The organism is Flavobacterium cutihirudinis (genome assembly GCF_003385895.1).
GTDB lineage: Bacteria > Bacteroidota > Bacteroidia > Flavobacteriales > Flavobacteriaceae > Flavobacterium > Flavobacterium cutihirudinis.
In genome coordinates this window covers 784048-804630 of sequence record NZ_QRDQ01000007.1, presented here as the reverse complement: position 1 = coordinate 804630, position 20583 = coordinate 784048, and the positions used below count along the sequence as shown (strand labels likewise).

Here is a 20583-nt window from a genome sequence, read left to right as displayed (position 1 = left end):
AAAAAAACAGCTTCAAAGCTGTTTTTTGGATAGTAGTTTATGTATGGCTTACTAGCTAGCTAATTTTTGATAGGGTTTAAAAGGAAAATGATATTTTAATTTTGAAACTTTAGGCAGATAATTGCGGGATGCTAATACCATATTGGTCAAAATTTCGGAGAAATTTAAATCTCTCAGTTTTTTGATTTCTGCAATTTTCTTATGGGCAATTGCCACAACAGGATCAAATGTCGACAAATAGTTATAGCTATGGTGCGCGATTTCTAAATGCAATATATCTTTTAAAATGCTTTTTTTGACTAAGTTGGTAACAGTTCCCTTTTGTGGAACGGCTTTAAACTCCTGAAGTTTCTCAGCAATTTTGGTGTTTTCTTTTCCAACATAAATATAATTTCCAGTATCATTTGTAAAACGTTTTTTGACAAGTGAACTCAATTCTTCATCCTTATTTTTAATGTGCGGAATCGTTGGCATACCAAGTAATGTAAACTGGATTCGTTTATGGCTTTCAAAATATAAAACACTGTTGATAACAGAGGAATTGCTCAAAATAGCTGTTTGGCTCTTTTTAAGATTCTTTTTTTCGCTATTGGCGCCAAAAGTATGTGTTATGTTTCCGCTTTCGCAATACACAAAAAACACGGGTGCCGATTGAAAAGATTCTATACTTAGGCTTACATCCTGATGAAATATCAAATCGAAATGCATAAACAGTATCTGATCATCGAAACGGGTTCCTTTAATCGATCCTTTTGTCCATTTTGATTTTATCTGTAAATTGTAATCATTATGGTCCGCCGTCAATTCTCCACTGAAACTATCTTTCAAATCGTTAAAAACGGCATCAAATCCTCCTGTATTTATGTAAAGTTTTTTCATTTTGGTTGTGGTTAAAAAAGACTGGTTATTACTACTATTATACTGGAAATGAAAAAATATATTTTATCTCATTTTGTATAACCCAAATTTCGTACATATTGTAAATCAAACTCTTATACAATTTCAGTCAGATATTTCATAATTTTTATTTCTGAGGGACAAAGGGACAGAGGGACAAAGTGACAAAGGCTTCTCTGCTTTGATTTTAAATAGATTTCAAAGGCTGAAAAGGTTCAAAGTAACAAATGGCTTAGAGGTTTCATTCAATTATTTTAAAAACAGAAGCAAAACATTTAATGTCCACAATTTTTCAATCAGAAAAAAACTTTGAACCTTTGTTCCTCTGAACCTCTGAGCCTTCAAAAAAAAAAAAAAACAGCCGCCTCAGATAAATCTGAAACGACTGCTCCTCAGCAAAATAAAAATACCTATCTATTTTATTTTATGTAAGTTCATTGATGTCGGCATTTTTTGAGTAGTTCTTTTTAGGAATATCTTTAAAAAACTCTGCCTCTTCTAAATCTGCTGTTGGCCCATAACCTATCAAATGTGTTCCTTTTTTTAGATCTTTTGTTTCAATTACGTATAATATCGACATATCATCAGGATTGCTCATTCCTTCGTAACGATGATGCGCAACAATGTAAATTTCATCAGGCTGATATGCGTATTTAGATTCGGAATCTATCAGGCATCCATTTTCAAATAAGTAATTGGTTGTATAGCCTTCATCCTGATATTTTTTTATATAGTCGGTTTCGTGTTTTTGTTCTTTTTTCATGATCAAATTACATTAGAATAAACTTCTTCGTTAATAATTTCAAATTTCATCAATGAAACTTAATAAAATTAACTCAATAGATTTAAATGTTAGCTCATTCAAAAAAGGTCTTTTTTGCTCAGAATAATTTTTATTAATTTTATTTTTTAAAGGAAAAACATTCCAAAAAACACTACATTTAATACAGAAAATTATTGTTTCATTCTAAAGGAAAAACAAATTTTAATGACGAATACAAATTACGATTTTCTGGCAAACGGCGGTGAAATGGGAGCTCTCACACGCGCCAAAGATTGGAGTTCAACCGTTGTTGGCCCGGTCGAAAATTGGCCTCAAAGTTTGCGCACTACTTTAGGAATTCTATTAAACTCAAAATTCCCAATGTTTTTATTTTGGGGACCTGAACATATATGTTTTTACAATGACGCTTATCGTCCAAGTCTCGGAAATAACGGAAAACACCCAGAAATACTTGGTCAAAAGGGCGCTGACTACTGGCCCGAAATTTGGGATTTTATAGGCCCGCTAATCAATCAGGTTTTAACCAATGGTGAAGCCACGTGGCATGAAGACCAGCTGGTGCCCATATACAGAAACGGTCAACTGGAAGATGTTTACTGGACATTCAGTTATAGTCCGGTTATCAATGATGACGGAAAAATAACTGGTGTTCTTGTTGTTTGTACTGAAACTACAGATAAAGTAAAGATTCGCAGAACACTTGAAGAAAGTAATGAACGTTATCGAAACAATCTGCTTCAGACACCAAATGCAATGTGTATTTTTAGTAGAAAGAATTTCGTTGTCGAAATTGCAAACAAGTTAATGCTTGAAATTTGGGAGCGCCAAGAACACGAAGTACTTCATAAACCTATTTTTGAATCATTACCTGAGGCTGCAGGTAAAGGCCTCGAAGAAATGCTAATGAATGTATTTCTAACCGGTGAACGCTTTTCTGCTAATGAACTTCCGGTAACACTAACCCGAAATGGCAAAATTGTCAATACTTTTATCAATGTAGTTTATGAAGCGGTAAAAGAACCTGACGGAACTATTTCAGGAATTGTTGCTATTGCAAATGATGTTACAGAATCTGTAAAAGCCAGACACCTTTTGGCAGAACGAGAAAAAGCATTCCGAAATTTGGTAATGCAATCACCAATGGCGATGGCCATTTTTAAAAAAGAGAACTACATTATCGAACTAGCCAATACGACAATGCTCCGTGATATCTGGCAAAAAACAGAAAGTGAAACTATTGGTAAACCGGCATTAGAAGTTTTTCCTGAATTATTAAATCAGAAGTATCCTAAATTACTGAATGATGTACTGAAAAAAGGAAAAACAATTCGGGAAAATGAATCGGTTGCTTATATCGATATTAACAACAAACTCGAAAAATTTTATCTCGATTATCAATATACGCCTTTGTTTGAGCCAAATGGAGAAATTTCGGCTGTAATGATCAATGTCAACAATGTTACCGATAAAGTCGAAGCCAGAAAAAAAGTTGAAGATGCTGAAGAGCGTGTGCGTCTGGCTTCTGAGATTGCCGAAATTGTAACCTGGGACTTAAATATTTCTACTCAGGAATTAATTTACTCAGCCAATTTACCGGGACTTTTCGGTTTTCAAAAAAGCAAAAAAGTGGCTCGTGCCGAAATTCTAAAACAAATACACCCTGAAGATTTTCCTTTAGTCGAAAAAGCCTATAAAAAAGCGCTTAAAACAAGCATTTACAAGTACGAAGCCAGAGTCATCAGACCGGATAATACTATTGCATGGATAAGGGTTCATGGCAAAATGTTTTTTAACGAATTAAAAAATCCTATTAAAATGCTGGGTACCATAATGGATATTACAGACGAAAAAAATAATCAGGAAATTTTAAGGAAAAGTGAACAAAAATTCAGACTTCTAGCCGACTCCATGCAGCAATTTGTATGGACAAGCGATGCAATGGGAAATCTAAATTATTTTAACCAGTCACTATACAATTATACTGGCTTAACCAAATTAAATGTTCAGGAAAACGGATGGCTTCAGGTTGTTCATCCTGATGACCGGGAGAAGAATATAAACAGCTGGATGGAATCAATAAAAACAGGAAAAGAATTTGTACTTGAACATCGTTTTCTGCGTCATGATGGCCAATACAGATGGCAATATAGTCATGCGATTCCGCAAAAAGATGCTAAAGGAAATATTCAAATGTGGGTTGGTACTAGCTCTGATATTCAATCACAAAAAGATTCTACAAATGAATTAGAGAGACAAGTTTTGGAGCGCACCGAAGAACTTGAAAGCAAAAACAAAGACTTAATAAATATGAATATTGAACTGCAGTCGTTTGCTTATATTTCGAGTCATGATTTGCAGGAACCGCTTCGAAAAATACAGACTTTTGCCAGCCGTCTAACTGATCTCGACGAGCAAAATATTTCGGCGAAAGCCAAAACATATTTGGAACGTATCGAATTTTCGGCCAAAAGAATGCAGGCACTAATACAAGATCTCCTAACCTATTCGAGAACCAATTCAGCTGAACGAACTTTTGTAAAAACAAGTTTAGATGAAATTGCAGAAGAAGTTATTATGGATTTTTCAGATCGTATTGAAGAAAAAAATGCAATAATAAACCTCCATCCTTTAGGCGAAGGAACTGTAATGCCATTTCAATTTAGACAATTACTGCACAATTTAATTGGAAATGCACTTAAGTTTTCACGAGCAAATGTCCCGCCTCAAATTCAAATTAAAGCCAGAAGAGTGATTGGGCACAAATTGAACTTTAAGGTAGATTATCCAGATAAAATTTACTTTTGTTTACGAATTACCGATAATGGAATTGGCTTTGATAATGAATATAAAGACCGGATTTTTGAAGTTTTTCAACGTCTAAACACGGAAAATGAATTTCATGGAACCGGAATTGGACTGGCTATTGTAAAAAAGATCGTAGAAAATCATAAAGGCATAATTAAGGCAAACAGCGAGAAAAATCAAGGTGCAACGTTTAAAATTTATTTACCTGAATTATAAAAAAAAGACCAAACTCCTTTAAAATCAGTTTGGTCTTTTTTATATCATTACACTTGTAATTGTGCTTTATAAACAAAAGTTTTTCTATCAGGGATAAATTCTTTCCAGTTTATACTAAGAGAATGCCCAATAGCCCTTATAATATCCTTCATAAGAACGGGTTTGGTTATAAAATAATTAGCTCCTAAAGCCATACATTTTTCTATAATACTCGGTTCATTTGAGGTTGAAAAAATAATAATTGGTATTTCATTATTTTCTTCTGAGCCTTTCAATTCTTTTAAAACATCAAATCCATTTTTTCCCGGCATATTCAAATCCAGAAAAATCATGTTTGGCTTTGGTGGAGACTGAGAAATTGCAGTCAAAAGTTTTTCTCCCCCAGAAAATGTCTGCAGAATTATATCTTTTGATAACGAATCTACGGCATCCGAAAAAAGACTTAAATCGTCGTCATCATCATCTGTATAAAATATTAATAAATCGTTCATATAAGAAAGGGCTAGGGAGTTTCTGTAAAGATAAAAAAATAATTTCACACATCATAAAACAGGCAAAATTCTGACAAAATACTAAAAAATTGAAATGTCATAATTTAAAAATTTAATTCTATAATCTTTTCCGTCTTATAAATCCCAATTTTGTAAACATATTTAAATCAATACATTACAACAAAATAAATCACAAAGTCATGGGAGATCATAAAAACTTAACCGAAGAACTAGCTATAAACAAGATTAAAGAGCTAGCAGAAAACATAAAAACCTGCATGTTTTGTACTTATAACAGCGACCGACTGCAATCACGACCAATGTCTGTTCAGAAAATAGATGATTTAGGTCAGCTTTGGTTTTTATCCGACAGAAACAGTAGCCAAAATGCCGAAATTACACTGAATCCGCAAGTCGAACTCTTCTTTTCAGAACCACACGATAAGTTTTTGACCTTACACGGAACTGCAACAATAGTGTACGAAAGAGAAATCATCAAAGATTTATACGACCCAATTGTGAAAGTTTGGATGCCAGGCGGAATCGATGATCCGAATTTAAGCGTTATAAAAGTTATACCAGAAGATGGCTACTACTGGAACAATAAAAATGGCAAAATGGTTGCAATAGCCAAAATGACCGCAGCATTGGTAACAGGAAAAACCATGGATGACGGAATTGAAGGAAGTTTGCAATTGCAATAAATTCATTTAACAAAAAAATCCGCAAAGATTTACAAGGCGTTTTCAAAGATTGATTTTTTCTATTCTTTACGTAAATCTTTGTGGATTTTGTATTTATAAAATAATCCTTTTCATCTCCAACGCATTCAGAATCCCAGCTTCGCTTGCAGTATTATTAAAATAGATAAAACCTGATTTTGAAGCTATTTCGTGTTTTATCTGAAGTAATTCTTTAGATGAATAACTAGAATAAAATAGTTTTGGAATACCATGCATTCGAATATAAACAAGTGGAAAATCCTTAAATATTGTTTGTGGCAATTGCGGATGACTTACACTGCAAAACGTAATATTATTTTTTAAAAACGCTGCCCAAACTCTTTCATTCCACCAGCTTTCATGTCGGAATTCAACAACATTCTTGAAATTTAAATCCAAATTTCGAATTATAAGCTCAAGACGTTCTTCAGAAAAAGAAAAACTGGGTGGGAACTGAAATAATACACAGCCTAATTTTTCTTTAAAACCCAATTTACACACTTTATAAAATTCATTTATACGTGTTTCACAATTCAAAAATTTGCTAATGTGGGTGATTTCTTTTGGCGCTTTTACCGAAAATATAAAATCTTCAGGCGTTTTATTGCACCAATTTTCAAAGACTTTGACAGTCGGAAACCTATAAAAGCTTCCGTTGAACTCATACGTCTTAAAGTACTGGTAATAAAACGAAAACATATCCTTACCTGACAAAGTGTCTGGATAGAAAATCCCCTTCCAAAGCTTATTATTAAAACTGGAACATCCTATTAAAATTTTATTTTTCATATATGAAGCTGTTGACAGTTAGAACAGAAAAAACTGCGACGATTTAGCTTACCCGTATTCTTTCTGATGAAAGGCAAATTACATCTGAGGCATTCCTTTTTTGAATACGCCAGCCAATGTTTCTTTAATTCGAATTTCTTTTTCCAATACAAAAATTCAAAACTATAAATTGAGCATTCGGCAATTAACTCGTCTATTTTTTCTGATGGAATTTTCCCGACTTCTGATTCCGGATGAACAAAGCAACGATACAAAACTTCATTTTTTATAATATTCCCTACTCCCGAAAATATATTCTGATCCAGAATAGCATCGCATATTTTTTCGTTAGGCAATTTATCCAGACTTTCTTTTGCCTTTCGCGGATTCCAGTTTTCATTTAGCACATCTACACTCCAATCATAATATTGACCAATTGGCCCTTCCAAAAATTTAACCGAACACGTATAAAAGTTGATTTCTCCGTTCGAAAACTCTAAATGCAACCTTGGTGCAATTTCTTTTTGTTCGTTAATTCGGTAAGTTCCAAACATTAGCATATGAATCTTTACAGTAAACTCTTCAAAACAAATTAAAAAATGTTTTCCCCAGGTTTTGAAAGAAAGTATCTTTTTGTCTTTTAAACGTTCTAAATTAATACTGGCATTTCCTGAAACATTAATTACTTTTTTACCGCTAAACTGTTGAACCTCTTCTTTTAAAATCAATATTGATGGACCTTCGGGCATAATTTTCGTTTTTAATTATAAAAAAAGTGCAGTTATGAGAACTGCACTTTGCGTTTTTTTGTGTTTCTTACTCTGCTTCTGCAGCTTCAAGATTTATAGCGTTTACAGCAACTTCTGTCAATAATTTATCGGCGCCTTTTTCTTCATCAAGCGTTAATTCCAATATAGAAGCAACTTCTTCTAATCCAAGAGTTTCTGCAAACTGTCTTAAAGTTCCGTAAGTTGCAATTTCATAATGCTCAATCTTCTGACTTGCGGCAATAATTCCGGCATCTCTTACAACTCCAATTTCTGTTTCTTCCAGAATTCCTTTTCCTTCTTCGATAAGTCCTTCCATTGCATCGCATTTTTTTGTAATTGCTTTTTTACCAATCAAATCGAAGACTTTTTCTAATCTTGTAACATGCTCTTCCGTTTCTACCAAATGATTATTAATTGCATCAATTAATTCTTCCGAAGTAGCATTTCTCGCCATAATAGGAAGCGCTTTGGTCAGTGCTTTTTCTGCCCAATACAAATCTTTTAGGCTATCTTCAAACAATTCGGTCAAACCTGCTGCAGCATTTGATTTTGGTTTTGTAACGCCTCTTTTCACTGTTGGCTTTGCTGTCTTTTCTTTGTTATCTGTACTTTTCATGATATGAGTTTTATATGATTAATATTTTTTAAAATTACCATCCTAAGCACTGAAATTGTTATACTATTTCAAAATAAGATTCTAATCTAAACATCTGTTAATTATACAATTACATTATAAAATCCTATAAGCAATTCTGTGGCTTTACACGCTAGATTTGTATTATAAAAACTTTTAAAATTCAACATCATGAATACTACAGATAAAAAAAACAGCACTTTTGGAGGCAATCAAGGCCTGCAAGACCGAAATAAGGTAATGAATGAAGAATTGTACGAATTGAACGACATGAAAGAAACCGACAATAACAATCAGGAAATTGCTGATCGCGGTTATACGATAAGAAACGGGCATAATCCGAATAAACCAAATCCTGATGAAGGAGCAATTGGTTACGAAGACGATCTGGATGATTTAAACGACGATTTCCACAATGAAAATGATTTGGACGACGATAATGATGATAACTACGAAATTGAACTTGAAGACGAAGATGAATATGTAGAAGAAGATCTTGAAGAAGATCTTGAAGAAGATCTTGAAGAGGAAAATGACGAATTCAACAATCCTGAGGATACTTTTGAAAATGATTTCACTGAAACTGAAGATGCATTAGACGATATCGACGACGATGATGATGAAGATGATGAAAATAACGATTACATTGAAGATGACGTCCAGGAAGAAGACGATGAAAATTATCCTAAAGAAGATCCTAGAAAATTTTAATTTGAGAGAAAAAAAAAAAAACCGTTAAGAGCTAATTCTTAACGGTTTTTGCTTTTAGATCATAAATCCTAATCGCCAATTTTTTCCAAAGTTGGAATGTCATCCATCTTTTGCAATCGTTCTACTAAACCAGTTCGGGCTTCGCTTAATTCAATTTCAGCTTTTCCCAATTCTTTATACCATTCTTCTTTTCCTTTATCTGAGCTTTCGATTTTACGCATAATCTCATAAATTTCCCCTTCTGCTTCCATGACTTTCAATCGTTTATAATAAGTCAAACTTTCCGTCATATGCGCAAGTGCAATCATTGCCGTTAAAAACGGATGATTATTAGTGACATTCACATCTTTAATTTTTCCGTGTTCCAGTTCGACTTTTAACGCAAAAGCAAACTCTTCCATATTAAATTCCGCGTGTTTGCTTTTTGGGTTTAAATACGCTTTAATTGCTTCAACATTATTCATTGTCGAAAGATCGACTTCAGTCTGTTTACTATCCATTAAATCTTTATAAACCACATTAGCAACTGCTCTTGCTTCGGCTATTGTTGGATCATTTTTAGGATTTTCGAAGTCACGAACACTCCAATCCCAATTTTTAGGATGGACAGGTTTGATATATTTTTCGCAAAAATCTGTCACATCATTCTTCAAACTTACCATTTCGTTTTCTCTTTTGATGTAAACATCCTGATAAGCACCGCTTTTTGTTCCCATGATAAAATATTTTTAAAAGTAAACGACACATGTACCGAAATAGATGTGTCGTTTTAATCCGTTCTTATTTTACTGATTTCCAGTATTACACGCTTCTTCTTCCGCTGATAAGCGAAATAACAAATAACACTAAGAAGATAAAAAATAAAACTTTTGCTATACTAGCGGCTCCAGCGGCAATTCCACCAAAACCAAATATTCCGGCAACTATTGCCAAAATAATAAATATGACTGTCCAACGTAACATAATAAGTGATTTTTAATTAATAATGATTTGTTTGTTACTCAAATTTCACACTTTTTAACGAGATGTATTAACTCTAAATATTCTATTTATAACTCTATAAATTAACTAATTACAATAAATTTACAGTGTAATTTTCTATCAATTCCGCAAAAGCACTTTCTGATCTCGAAAAGTACTTTTTGGTACTTCTGCTTTTTTTGACTTTATCAAAATAATGCTGAATCGAGCCATCTTCGTAAGTCGAAACCAGCAAAGGATGAACGTAATAATTCTTGCAGACGTTTCTTGTGTTTCCAAGTGCTTCGGCCGTGGCGTCGTATGCTGTTAAGATATTCTTTTTGATCTCTTTTTCATCGGTTGTAGTTCCTATTTCCATCAGATTTTCAAAAAATACGATTGAAGCCGCCCAGGTTCTAAAGTCTTTGGCGCTAAAATGCTCTCCTGAAAGTTCATGCAGATATTCGTTGACCATATGACTGTCCAGAACTTTTTTTTCGCCATTATTATCGTAATATTTAAAAACTTCCCAACCCGGAATTTCTTCGCATCGGCTGACTAATTTTATTAATTGCTTGTTTCGGGTTGTAATGGTGTGTTGTTTTCCTTTTTTTCCAACAAATTCAAACCGAAGCGAATTTCTATTGATGTTAATATGGCGTTTACGCAAAGTCGAAAGTCCGTAGGATTTATTGTCTTTAGCATACTTTTCATTTCCAATTCGGATGTGCGTTTCTTCCATTAACCGAATAACAAGCGCTATAACCTTGTTTTTAGACCATTCCTTCTCTTCTAAATCCTGATCGACCATTTTCCTTATTGAAGGCAGTTTTTGTCCAAATTCGGCGATTTTATAAAATTTAGTCTGATTACGGATTTGATTCCATTTTGGATGATAACGATATTGCTTTCTGTTTTTTACATCTAAGCCAACGGCCTGCAAATGTCCGTTTGCCAAATCTGAAATCCTGACGTTTTCCCAAGCCGGCGGCAAAACCAAACTGCTGAAGCGTTTTAATTCGCTTTTTTGTTTAATGCAGCGTCCGTTTTTTTTATAAATAAAACCATCTTCGCTTTCGCATCTTTCAATTGGCAATTTTTGATTGCTGACATAAACCAAATCCAATTTATCAAGTACCAAATGCGGTGACTTAATTAATTGATTCATTATCTTTTGCTGAGCGACTTTTACTGGCATTTCTTTAGATTTTAATTGTTTCTTAAAGAATTTATCAAGGCTTTTTTGTTCATATATGAACGCCCTTTAATCCCTACTTTTACGGCTTGTTTCAGTAGATCTTCTTTTGTCCATTCTTCATAAGGGCGAGCTTTCCCCCCTTTTTCTCCTGCATCTGGTGTGTTGGCAATTCGTGCCGATTTCTCTTTGCTGTATCCTTTCTCAACAAGAGCCTGATACTGCTTTTCGTTTTTAATTCTTGGATTGGGCATGACATTTAATATAATATTAGATTAATGATTTATGTTGTATGGTAATTCAAAGTTCATCGAAAAGACAGATTTTTCTGTTATATAATTTTGGGTTTAACTTTCATAATTAAGTCGAAAGTCATAAAGCCGAAAGTCGGAAAGTCTTAAACAAAAAAAATCCCAATTCTTTTGGAATTGGGATGGTATAATTTTAAATCGATATTATTAGAAACGAGCTAATCCAAATGATAGAAACAGCATTCCACTAAGTAAAATAATAAAATATATAAACTTCTTTATATCTTGGAATTCTACTCCTTCCTTTAAAATTAATTTTCTAAAACTCTTTGAAACTAGTATTAAAACTGAAGTCAGGAAAAGTAAAGCAAGTGCAATATTGACTCCGATTCCGAAATGAAAACCTTTAGGATCCGGATTTAAAAAAGCAGGAATAAATGCCGATAAAAGGAGTAAATTCCAAACAATCACAGAAACTACAACAACAGGCTTTTTTATTGGAAAACCACCTTGATTTTGTCTTTTCATAATCTCTAAATCAGCATCACTTAAATTACTATTTACATTATTTAAAAAACCAGTTTTTTTGATTTCGTTGAGTACAAATCTCGGATCCTTAAATGTCCAGAATACAACTTCTTTACTATAGTTTTCAATTCGGTGTATTACTTTTACCCCATTGCCAATTAACGGAATCGATTTATACTCTTTTAATTCGATTATATCTTTTGGCTGAAAAACTAAATTCCCTACAATTGAGGCGTTTATTTTTAAAACATCTTTATCAACATATAAATCAGCAAAAGGATAAGTTGCATTTGCCCTTCCAATTCTTGCACCACCTGTTAAGGTAAATTTTTCAGTCATAATTTTTATAAATGTTTATTCTTTTAATTAAAGTTATCTTATGCAAATTATTACAAAACCCCAATATCATCAATTGAATCTTGAACTACTGGTTTAGTTCTAACCAAACGAAATCCTGACTTAAACATGTATATAATTAATAAAACAAATAAAGTCCCCATAATCAAGGTTCCAAACAAATAACCAATACCTTGTGCTGTATTATTATTTATCTCCCTTACGCAATCAACCAAAATTGCTTTAGCAAGCGCTAGAACGGTTGAGAACGAAAATATTGACGCAAGGACAATCAAGATGCATCCTGAGATTTTTCTGAAGATTTTCATACAATGCTACTAAGTTAAATACGATTAAAAACAACTATCAATTTGGCTGTAGCCGAAACAAATATGGCAATTTATTATGAAATTGTTTTACGTAAAACCACATTAATCGTTTATTTTCATCCAAATCATATAACAATCTCCAAAAATCCTGTAATACATTCCTCCTACTTCCTGAATAATTTTACATCATAACATTCAAACAATTAAAATCATGAAAAAGATACTATTAGCCAGTAAAGCAATTTTGGGAGCGGGACTTATTATTTTGTTCCTTCAATCTTGTAAAAACGAAACAAAACAAGAAGATCCAAAAGAAGTTGCTGAAGATGCCAACGAAGCAAAATTCGATTCAATTGACAGTAAAGAAGATGATTCTGAATTTTTAGTGGATCAGGCTGAAATTAATTTGGCTGAAATCGAAATTGGAAAACTGGCACAACAAAAAAGCACCAATCCGGAAGTGAAAAAATTTGGTAAAATGCTTGTTGATGAGCATACCAAATCGGCTTCAGAGGTTAGCGCTTTAGCGAAAGCTAAAAACTTTACTTTACCAACTTCTTTAACAGAAGAAGGTCAGGAAGAATACAATAAACTAAATGAAAAAACAGGCCTTGATTTCGATAAAAAATTCGCCGATATGATGATCGACGGACACGAAAAAGCGATTAAAAAACTTCAAGATGCGACTAAAGATGCCGTAGATCAAGATGTAAAAACTTGGGCCTCAAACAATATTGCAGGTTTAACAGCGCATTTGGAACACGCCAAATTATTGAAACAAAATCTGGACAAAAAGTAAAATAAATTTAATTGGTTATTATTTATTTTTAAGACGCTAAGATTCTGAGATTCTAAGATACTGAGCTATTAAGCATCTAAGAACCCCAAATCTTTGCCAAAAACCCCTCAAGAGTTGAATTGCTTGAGGGGTTTTCTTTTTTAAGTTGCTAAGATGCTGAGATACTAAGTTTCTAAGTTTTTTTTCTTAGTAACTCAGAAACTTAGTGTCTCAGAATCTTTTCTATTTACCAGCTATCTTTTGCAGATGTTCCGGATATCTTGCCCCTTCGATGGTTATTTTTGAAGCGGCTTCATCGATTTCAGCTAAATCTTGCGCAGAAAATTTTAAGTCTAATGCGCCAAGATTTTCTTCCAAGCGATGTAGTTTCGTTGTTCCCGGAATTGGTACAATCCATGGTTTTTGGGCTATGTTCCATGCTAATGCAATTTGGGCATTTGTAGCGCCTCTGTCGGCAGCCATTTTTCCTAATAATTCAATAAAAGCCTGATTTGCTTTTCTGGCTTCTGGAGCAAAACGTGGCAATGAATTTCTAAAATCGGTGCTGTCAAATTGTGTGTTTTCATCGATTTTTGCAGTAAGAAAACCTCTTCCAAGCGGACTGAAAGGCACAAATCCAATTCCCAGTTCTTCTAAAGTTGGAAAAATCTCTTCTTCAGGAGTTCTCCACCATAGTGAATATTCGCTTTGCAATGCCGTCACAGGCTGAACAGCATGCGCACGACGAATACTTTCTACTCCAGCTTCTGAAAGCCCAAAATGTTTCACTTTTCCTTCCTGAATCAAATCTTTTATAGTTCCAGCAACATCCTCTATAGGGACATTTGGGTCTACGCGATGCTGATAATAGAGATCAATCACATCTGTATTCAGTCTTTTTAATGAGCCTTCAATACTTTTACGAATCCATTCCGGACGGCTGTCCAATCCCTTTTTAGAATCACCTTCTAAAAAGCCAAATTTTGTTGCAATTACCACTTTATCGCGAAAAGGCGCAAGAGCTTCTCCCAACAATTCTTCGTTCAAAAATGGTCCATAACATTCGGCAGTATCAAGAAAAGTTATCCCTTTTTCATAAGCGGAACGCAAAAGACTTATCATTTCGTTTTTGTCATGAGCAGGACCGTATCCAAAACTCATTCCCATGCAGCCAAGTCCCAATGCTGAGACTTCAAGACCACTATTTCCTAGTTTACGTGTCATTTTTTTAAAGTTTCTGAGATGCTGAGATTCTAAGATTCTAAGTTTTTTTTTAAGCTTGTAAGATACTAAGACACTAAGTTTTCTTAACGTCTTAGTATCTTAGAAACTTAGAATCTTAGAAACTTAGCAACTTATTTTAAAGAAGCCATATCAATCACAAAACGGTATTTAATATCTCCTTTTAGTAATCTTTCGTAGGCGTCGTTTACTTCGTTTACTCCAATTAATTCGATATCTGCAGTAATATTATGTTCTGCACAGAAATCAAGCATTTCCTGAGTTTCTGCAATTCCTCCGATGGCAGATCCGGCGAAACTTCTTCTTCCTAATAAAAGACTGAAAGATGTTACAGGAAGCGGTTCCATTGGTGCACCAACAAGCGTTAATGTTCCGTCAACTTTTAGTAAATTTAAATACGAATCAATGTTATGTTCTGCCGAAACGCAGTCTAAAATAAAGTTTAGACTTTTGGCATGCTTAGCCATTTGTTCCGAATCTGTAGACAAAACTACTTCGTCTGCTCCAAGTTCTTTGGCTGCATCAAATTTTGATACCGATGTTGTAAAAACTACCACATGAGCACCCATAGCTTTTGCTAATTTGATTCCCATATGTCCTAAACCACCAATTCCAACAATTCCAACTTTTTGTCCAGGACCAACTTTCCAGTGTCTTAAAGGAGAATACGTTGTTATTCCTGCACAAAGCAAAGGTGCAACTCCAGCAAGATCCAGTTTATCTGAAATATGCAATACATAATTTTCGTCGACTACAATGCTTTGCGAATAGCCACCAAAAGTATGTCCTCCCAAATGTTTGTCAGGCGAATTGAATGTCAATATACTTCCTTCGTCACAATATTGCTCTAAATCACTTTTACAATGATCACATTCTCTGCAAGAATCAACCATACAACCTACACCGGCTAATTGTCCTACTTTAAAGTTTTTTACATGATCTCCAACTTTGGTTACGCGCCCTACAATTTCATGTCCGGGAACAATTGGATACATGGTTCCGTGCCACTCATTTCGTGCAGAATGCAAATCAGAATGGCAAATTCCGCAATACAAAATTTCGATTTCTACATCGTGCGCCTGTACAGCTCTTCTTTTAATATCTAATGCTTTCAACGGTGCTTCGGCAGCTTCTGTACCAAAGGCTTTGATGTCTTTTGTTTCCATAGTTTTATATTGTTGTTTTTTAGTTTTTTGTTTTTTGTTTTTTGTTTTTTGTTTCAAGTTTCAAGTTTCAAGTTTCAGGTTTCAGGTTAAAAAACTTAGAATCTCAGCATCTTAGAAACTTAGAATCTTAGTAACTTAAAAGAAAATACTCTCCATCGGTTACTTTGTCAAGCCAGATTCCGTGGCCTTTGTCGACTTCTGTGATAATCGCAACGTAAGAGAACTTGTCAAAAGGAGTTGCTCCGTACCAATGCTCTACTCCAGGCAAAATAGTAACCACTTCATCTTTTTGAAGTCTTCTCACAGCACTTCCTCTTTCCTGATAATATCCTGCTCCTTCTTTTGCAATAAGCATTTGCAGCCCTGCATTAATGTGCCAGTTGCTTCTAGCGCAAGCTTCAAACGTAACTTCTTTTATTACAGTGTTTTCAGGATGAATATTGCTGGTTTGTTTTTTATAAGAAACGTCGCCTGTCATAAATGTATTCGGGACTTTTCCTTCTTCAATAACTGTTGAATAATTTGTTGACATAAATTTACTTATTTTTTGAGTTTGATTGTATTTAAAATTACTACATTATTGATTATTAACAATTTACTAACCTTTTTCTGATTAGAAACTAATAAAAAATAAAAATAGATTTACCTTCAGGATTCCCTGTAAAATAATTTGAAGGCGTTAAATTTTCTTTAGTAGAAAATTGATTGATTATTTAAATTAACTGGTGCTTTCATAATTTTCGTGTTTTGGAATTATCAGAATCAGGAAACTAAATTTTGAGAAAGCTAGAAGGCGCTTTATGAAGTGTTATTTAGTTTATTAAAAACTGATAAATGATTAATACTGTAATTTCAGAGGCAAAATTAGAGCAACAATGCTTCTGAAAAATAACAATATTCAAACAAAAAATTATGAAATTGAAACAATTTACATGCGAAGAGATTTTGGAACTGTCCCAGTAAGTCTTTTAAAATAATTATTAAAATAACTCGGATATTCAAATCCAAGTGAATAACCAATATCCGAAATACTCCAATCAGTATGATGCAACAAAGCTTTTGCCTCATTGATAATTCTTTCCGTAATATGCGCTGTTGTTGGTTTTCCTGTAACTTCTTTTACCGAACGATTTAAGTGGTTTACATGCACAGCAAGGCTTTGCGCGTAATCTTGCGGTGTTTTTAATGCTAAAGGTTCGTTTTTAGTTTCTATCGGAAATTGTCTTTCTAATAATTCTAAAAACAAAGAAGTAATTCGTGCAGAGGCATTTTTATGTTTAAAGAAATTTTCCGAAGGCTGCATTTTCATTGATTCATGAATAATCAAATTGACATAACTGCGCATTAAATCGTCTTTAAAAACATAATCTGTTTCGTATTCTTTGATCATTTTTTGAAACAAAGAATCTATAAACAGCTTTTGTTCAGCGTTTAAAGAAAAAATTGGCGTTCCTCCTATTTTAAATAAAGGCGATTCATGAAGTGTTTCTGAGCGGTCTTTTGCTTTTAGAAATTCTTCTGTAAAAACACAGGCATAACCTTCGTATTCACCAGAAATGGTTTCCCACGAGTATGGAATAATCGGATTGCCGAAAAACAGAATTGTTCCGTCGGTTTCTATTCCGCGGTCAGCGTATTGTATGATACTTTTACTGGTATTGATACAGATTTTATAAAAATCCCTACGGCTGTAAACGGGAATTTTACTTTGATCTCCGTTTATTTGATATACTTTAAAACCTTTCAGCTTTAAATCTGAAGTAAAATCGCAATTCTGAGTTTCTGTCTGATTATTCATTTTGCAAAGTTATGAAAATCAAACAATATTTAAGTTTATTTTGTTTCAGGTTTAACCGCGACGATTCACTAAGTTTTTAAGTCGACGAAATAATCTCGCAAAGTCGCTAAGACGCAAAGTTATTTTTTCTCGCAGATTTTGCAGATTAGCAGATTTATTATTTATAGATGTATCAATAAGTACGACCACTGATAATCTGCAGATCTGCAAAATCTGCGGGAAACTATTTTATATTTAAACTTCCTGCACGCAGTCCTTTCGCAGAAGCGGATAAAACAACTTCATTTGCATTTTCTTCTTTTTGAATGATTATTTGAGCGTAACCATTAAAAAGCTTTCTTTTCCATTGCTCAGCAGGCGTACTTACCTGAATAATGCCAGGGTCTGTATTCATGACATCCCAGTCTTTTACTTTTTGCAATGGTGTTGCAATTATGTGAATTGTGTTTTTTCCTTCCTTTAAAACCACAGGATTCAAAACATACTTTTGCGAATCTTCAGTACTTGCCTCAATCTTCTTTCCATTTACAAAAATTGCTACTGCTGCCCCTATTTTTTTATAAAAGAAACTCACAACATTAGCCGTAGTATTATTTTTTAAATCAAATTCTCCTCTGTAAATATAAGACGGTGCCTGATTTTTGTAATCGCGGTCGCTAAATGCAATTTTCCATTCATTTTCAGGATAATTTGATAATTGTTGAGGCAAAGTTGCATCGGTTCTTTTCTGTTCTTTAAAATTCGTTATTTTAACCAATTCAAGATCGTCAATAAACTGATCTTTTTCCAATGAAGTCGGATCGCCGTTTCCTACGCCTAAAATTTTTCCGCCTTTTATAGAAAACGTAATTTCGTCATTTGCAGTCGGAATCTGTAAACCGTTTTTATCTATAACTTCAACCGTAATTACAGAAACTTTTCCTTTCAAAACATTTTCCTTATCTATTGATAATTTTACATTTTCTGCCTTACCCGTCGTTTTCTGAACTTCGGTCAAAACTTTTTTCCCGTTTTTATAGCCAACAGCTTCCAAAGTTCCTGGAGTATAGTTTACTTTCCATTCTAAATGACTGTTCAAAACCATTTTCTTTTTGCCTAAACTTTTTTTGTTTAAGAAAAGCTCCACTTCATCACAATTAGATTGCACCCAAACATCAATTTCTTTGCCTTCCAATCCGCTCCAGTTCCAATGCGGCATAATGTGGAGTACCGGTTTGCTTCCCCACCATGATTTTAAGTAAAACACATTGTCTTTCGGGAAACCGCAAACATCCATCATTCCAAAATACGAAGTCACCGATGGCCAGCCATAAGGAGTTGGTTCGCCACGATAATCAAATCCGGTCCAGATAAACATTCCTGCTAAATAAGGTCTTTCGGCATAAAACTTCCAACCTTCTTCAATGCTATAAAAAGTTGGGCGTGGTTTTTTGTCGTAGGCACTTTTATAGTGTTTGGCATCATCTGTAAAATAGATTCCGCGGGTTGCAAAAGTCGAGCCTTCCTCCGTTCCCATTCCTGATTGTTGTTTGAATTCATTTCGATGCGCGTCGATATCACCATTTCCAAGATAATTGTAACCCATAATTTCAACAACAGACGAAATTCCGCTTTTAAATCCGCTGCTGATACCGACTGTTACTGGTCTAGTAGCATCAATGCTTTTTGCAAAATCCTGCATCACATTTGTAATGCGTTCACCAACGATATTTCCTTCGATATTCCATTCTTCATTTCCAACCGACCAACAGAAAATACTCGGATGATTTCGGTCGCGTTTCATCATTCGTTCCAAATCATTCAAATGATAATCGTTGATTCCCATTAAACGGGTTTCGTCAATAACTAACATTCCGAGTTTGTCGCAGGCTTCCAACAATTCAGGCGTTGGCGGATGATGCGAGCAACGATAGGCATTCGAGCCCATTTCTTTTAGTTTCTGAATTCGGTAATACTGAAGTTCATCTGGTAACGCAGTTCCAATTCCGGCGTGATCCTGATGATTATTGGTTCCTTTTAATTTTAAAGGTTTTCCGTTTAGAAAAAAGCCATTTTCCGGATCAAATTTTATAGTTCTGATTCCGAATGGTGTTTCATAATAATCAATCGTTTTTCCATTTTGTTTCAATTCCGTAACCAAACGATATAAATTTGGCGAATCAATATCCCACAAAAGCGGATTTTTAATAGTTAGTTTTAAAGCTTTAGTATTTGTTTTATAAAATTCGGGAGCTGAAACATTTTCAGAGACTGTCGTAATTTGCTTGTTTGAAGCATCAAAAACCGTCTGAAAAATTTCTATTGAACCTTTATAATTTCCTTTGTTTATAAGAGTTACTTCTGCCGTTACTTCTGCATTATTGTCTTTAATTTCAGAAGTTACATACGTTCCGTTCAAAGCAACATGAACCGGATTTGTTTTTTGCAGATAGACGTGTCTGTAAATCCCCGCGCCTTCATAAAACCAGCCTTCTTCCATTGAAGCATCGGCGCGAACTACAATTGTATTTTCACCGCCATAATTCACATAAGCCGTAACATCATATTCAAATCCGTTATATCCGCTTTCTTCTGTTCCGAGATAATAACCGTTAAAAAATACCTTTGAGTTTCTAAAAACACCGTCGAATTTCAACGAAATAATTTTGTTTTTATCCGTTTCCGGAATAGTGATTTTTTTTCGGTACCAACCAATACTTTTCTCCGGAAAGCCTTTTCCTGCCATTTTAAATCCGTGACTATAACTTCCGCTTTCGCTAAAATCCTGTTCAACAGCCCAATCATGAGGCAAATCGAGTTTTCGCCAGGCACGATCATCAAAGTCTTTAGCGGCAGGACCATCTCCAAAACCTGTTTTTGTTAAATACGAAAAATAACCCGTTGCATGTCCGAAATCTTTTTCGGTATCAAATAAATGGCCAAATGAAAAACGCCAGTCTTTATCAATTAAAATAAGCTCTCTGTCTGATTTGCTTTGGGCGAAAGCCAGACTTGAGACAACAGAAACAAAAAATAGAATAAATACTTTCTTAGAAGAAAAATTCATAAAAATGTGGTTTGGATAGTTAGAAAAACAAAATGCTAAAATTAAGTTTTAAAACCCGTTTAAGTTAATAGTATTTTATCAAAACGTTTACAATAACTTCATTAAAACTGATAAAAAATTGGTTATTAAAATTTAGAATCATTCTATTGGCTATAC

Annotated in this window: 21 protein-coding genes; 4 read left to right on the top strand and 17 right to left on the bottom strand. The window is 34.0% G+C overall.

All coding sequences use genetic code 11. From position 1 onward, the window contains the following. Nucleotides 1-51: 51 nt before the first annotated feature. Both BD847_RS03540 and BD847_RS03535 read right to left on the bottom strand, forming a co-directional pair. Nucleotides 52-879 (bottom strand): hypothetical protein, encoded by an 828-nt coding sequence (locus BD847_RS03540; protein WP_115886890.1) that lies wholly within the window; start codon nucleotides 877-879, stop codon nucleotides 52-54. A gap of 442 nt (nucleotides 880-1321) precedes the next feature. Beyond that, nucleotides 1322-1660, bottom strand: coding sequence for a hypothetical protein (locus BD847_RS03535; RefSeq protein ID WP_115886889.1), 339 nt, complete (start codon nucleotides 1658-1660; stop codon nucleotides 1322-1324). A 225-nt stretch (nucleotides 1661-1885) separates the two neighbouring features. On the opposite strand from BD847_RS03535, the gene BD847_RS03530 reads away from it, so the two are divergent. Beyond that, nucleotides 1886-4702: a PAS domain S-box protein gene (locus tag BD847_RS03530; RefSeq protein ID WP_115886888.1), complete on the top strand. Its 2817-nt coding sequence runs from the start codon at nucleotides 1886-1888 to the stop codon at nucleotides 4700-4702. 47 nt (nucleotides 4703-4749) lie between these two features. On the opposite strand, the gene BD847_RS03525 is transcribed toward BD847_RS03530, so the two are convergent. Further along, on the bottom strand, nucleotides 4750-5193 hold the full coding sequence (locus BD847_RS03525; RefSeq protein WP_115886887.1) for a response regulator: 444 nt from the start codon (nucleotides 5191-5193) through the stop codon (nucleotides 4750-4752). A gap of 200 nt (nucleotides 5194-5393) precedes the next feature. On the opposite strand from BD847_RS03525, the gene BD847_RS03520 reads away from it, so the two are divergent. Beyond that, entirely contained in the window at nucleotides 5394-5897 is a 504-nt protein-coding gene (locus BD847_RS03520) for a pyridoxamine 5'-phosphate oxidase family protein (RefSeq protein WP_115886886.1), read from the top strand. 93 nt (nucleotides 5898-5990) lie between these two features. Here BD847_RS03520 and BD847_RS03515 read toward each other — a convergent pair whose 3' ends face one another. From BD847_RS03515 to BD847_RS03505, 3 genes are all read right to left on the bottom strand, one after another. Beyond that, nucleotides 5991-6704 (bottom strand): DUF72 domain-containing protein, encoded by a 714-nt coding sequence (locus tag BD847_RS03515; protein WP_115886885.1) that lies wholly within the window; start codon nucleotides 6702-6704, stop codon nucleotides 5991-5993. Continuing rightward, nucleotides 6701-7432 carry a DNA-formamidopyrimidine glycosylase family protein gene (locus BD847_RS03510; protein ID WP_115886884.1) on the bottom strand — a complete coding sequence of 244 codons (732 nt, stop codon included), beginning with the start codon at nucleotides 7430-7432 and terminating at the stop codon, nucleotides 6701-6703. Before BD847_RS03510 ends, BD847_RS03515 begins: the two co-directional genes overlap by 4 nt. A 67-nt stretch (nucleotides 7433-7499) precedes the next feature. Then, complete coding sequence (locus BD847_RS03505; protein WP_115886883.1) at nucleotides 7500-8069, bottom strand: YciE/YciF ferroxidase family protein; 570 nt, start codon at nucleotides 8067-8069, stop codon at nucleotides 7500-7502. Nucleotides 8070-8258: 189 nt separating this feature from the next. Here BD847_RS03505 and BD847_RS20785 point away from each other — a divergent pair, with 189 nt between their 5' ends. Beyond that, complete coding sequence (locus BD847_RS20785; RefSeq protein ID WP_167443813.1) at nucleotides 8259-8798, top strand: hypothetical protein; 540 nt, start codon at nucleotides 8259-8261, stop codon at nucleotides 8796-8798. A gap of 68 nt (nucleotides 8799-8866) precedes the next feature. On the opposite strand, the gene BD847_RS03495 is transcribed toward BD847_RS20785, so the two are convergent. The 6 genes from BD847_RS03495 to BD847_RS03470 form a co-directional block, all read right to left on the bottom strand. Next, the gene (locus BD847_RS03495) at nucleotides 8867-9514 is read right to left on the bottom strand and encodes a DUF5661 family protein (protein WP_115886881.1); all 648 of its coding nucleotides are present in this window, start codon (nucleotides 9512-9514) and stop codon (nucleotides 8867-8869) included. 85 nt (nucleotides 9515-9599) lie between these two features. After that, nucleotides 9600-9761: a DUF1328 domain-containing protein gene (locus BD847_RS03490; protein ID WP_115886879.1), complete on the bottom strand. Its 162-nt coding sequence runs from the start codon at nucleotides 9759-9761 to the stop codon at nucleotides 9600-9602. Nucleotides 9762-9870: 109 nt separating this feature from the next. Then, nucleotides 9871-10956: a DNA topoisomerase IB gene (locus tag BD847_RS03485; protein ID WP_115886878.1), complete on the bottom strand. Its 1086-nt coding sequence runs from the start codon at nucleotides 10954-10956 to the stop codon at nucleotides 9871-9873. Nucleotides 10957-10967: 11 nt separating this feature from the next. Next, nucleotides 10968-11207, bottom strand: coding sequence for a DUF7218 family protein (locus tag BD847_RS03480; protein ID WP_115886876.1), 240 nt, complete (start codon nucleotides 11205-11207; stop codon nucleotides 10968-10970). A 204-nt stretch (nucleotides 11208-11411) separates the two neighbouring features. Next, the gene (locus BD847_RS03475) at nucleotides 11412-12071 is read right to left on the bottom strand and encodes a hypothetical protein (protein WP_115886875.1); all 660 of its coding nucleotides are present in this window, start codon (nucleotides 12069-12071) and stop codon (nucleotides 11412-11414) included. Between the two features lie 50 nt (nucleotides 12072-12121). After that, nucleotides 12122-12397 carry a cbb3-type cytochrome c oxidase subunit 3 gene (locus BD847_RS03470; RefSeq protein WP_115886873.1) on the bottom strand — a complete coding sequence of 92 codons (276 nt, stop codon included), beginning with the start codon at nucleotides 12395-12397 and terminating at the stop codon, nucleotides 12122-12124. Nucleotides 12398-12608: 211 nt separating this feature from the next. Here BD847_RS03470 and BD847_RS03465 point away from each other — a divergent pair, with 211 nt between their 5' ends. Then, nucleotides 12609-13196: a DUF4142 domain-containing protein gene (locus BD847_RS03465; RefSeq protein WP_115886871.1), complete on the top strand. Its 588-nt coding sequence runs from the start codon at nucleotides 12609-12611 to the stop codon at nucleotides 13194-13196. 222 nt (nucleotides 13197-13418) lie between these two features. On the opposite strand, the gene BD847_RS03460 is transcribed toward BD847_RS03465, so the two are convergent. From BD847_RS03460 to galA, 5 genes are all read right to left on the bottom strand, one after another. Next, the gene (locus tag BD847_RS03460; RefSeq protein ID WP_115886870.1) at nucleotides 13419-14399 is read right to left on the bottom strand and encodes an aldo/keto reductase; all 981 of its coding nucleotides are present in this window, start codon (nucleotides 14397-14399) and stop codon (nucleotides 13419-13421) included. A 131-nt stretch (nucleotides 14400-14530) separates the two neighbouring features. Then, nucleotides 14531-15583: an NAD(P)-dependent alcohol dehydrogenase gene (locus tag BD847_RS03455; protein ID WP_115887333.1), complete on the bottom strand. Its 1053-nt coding sequence runs from the start codon at nucleotides 15581-15583 to the stop codon at nucleotides 14531-14533. Between the two features lie 127 nt (nucleotides 15584-15710). Next, nucleotides 15711-16115, bottom strand: coding sequence for a cupin domain-containing protein (locus BD847_RS03450; RefSeq protein ID WP_115886868.1), 405 nt, complete (start codon nucleotides 16113-16115; stop codon nucleotides 15711-15713). A gap of 396 nt (nucleotides 16116-16511) precedes the next feature. Continuing rightward, the gene (locus BD847_RS03445; protein ID WP_115886866.1) at nucleotides 16512-17381 is read right to left on the bottom strand and encodes a helix-turn-helix domain-containing protein; all 870 of its coding nucleotides are present in this window, start codon (nucleotides 17379-17381) and stop codon (nucleotides 16512-16514) included. A 223-nt stretch (nucleotides 17382-17604) separates the two neighbouring features. Then, complete coding sequence (gene galA, locus BD847_RS03440; protein ID WP_115886865.1) at nucleotides 17605-20427, bottom strand: beta-galactosidase GalA; 2823 nt, start codon at nucleotides 20425-20427, stop codon at nucleotides 17605-17607. Nucleotides 20428-20583 lie beyond the last annotated feature (156 nt).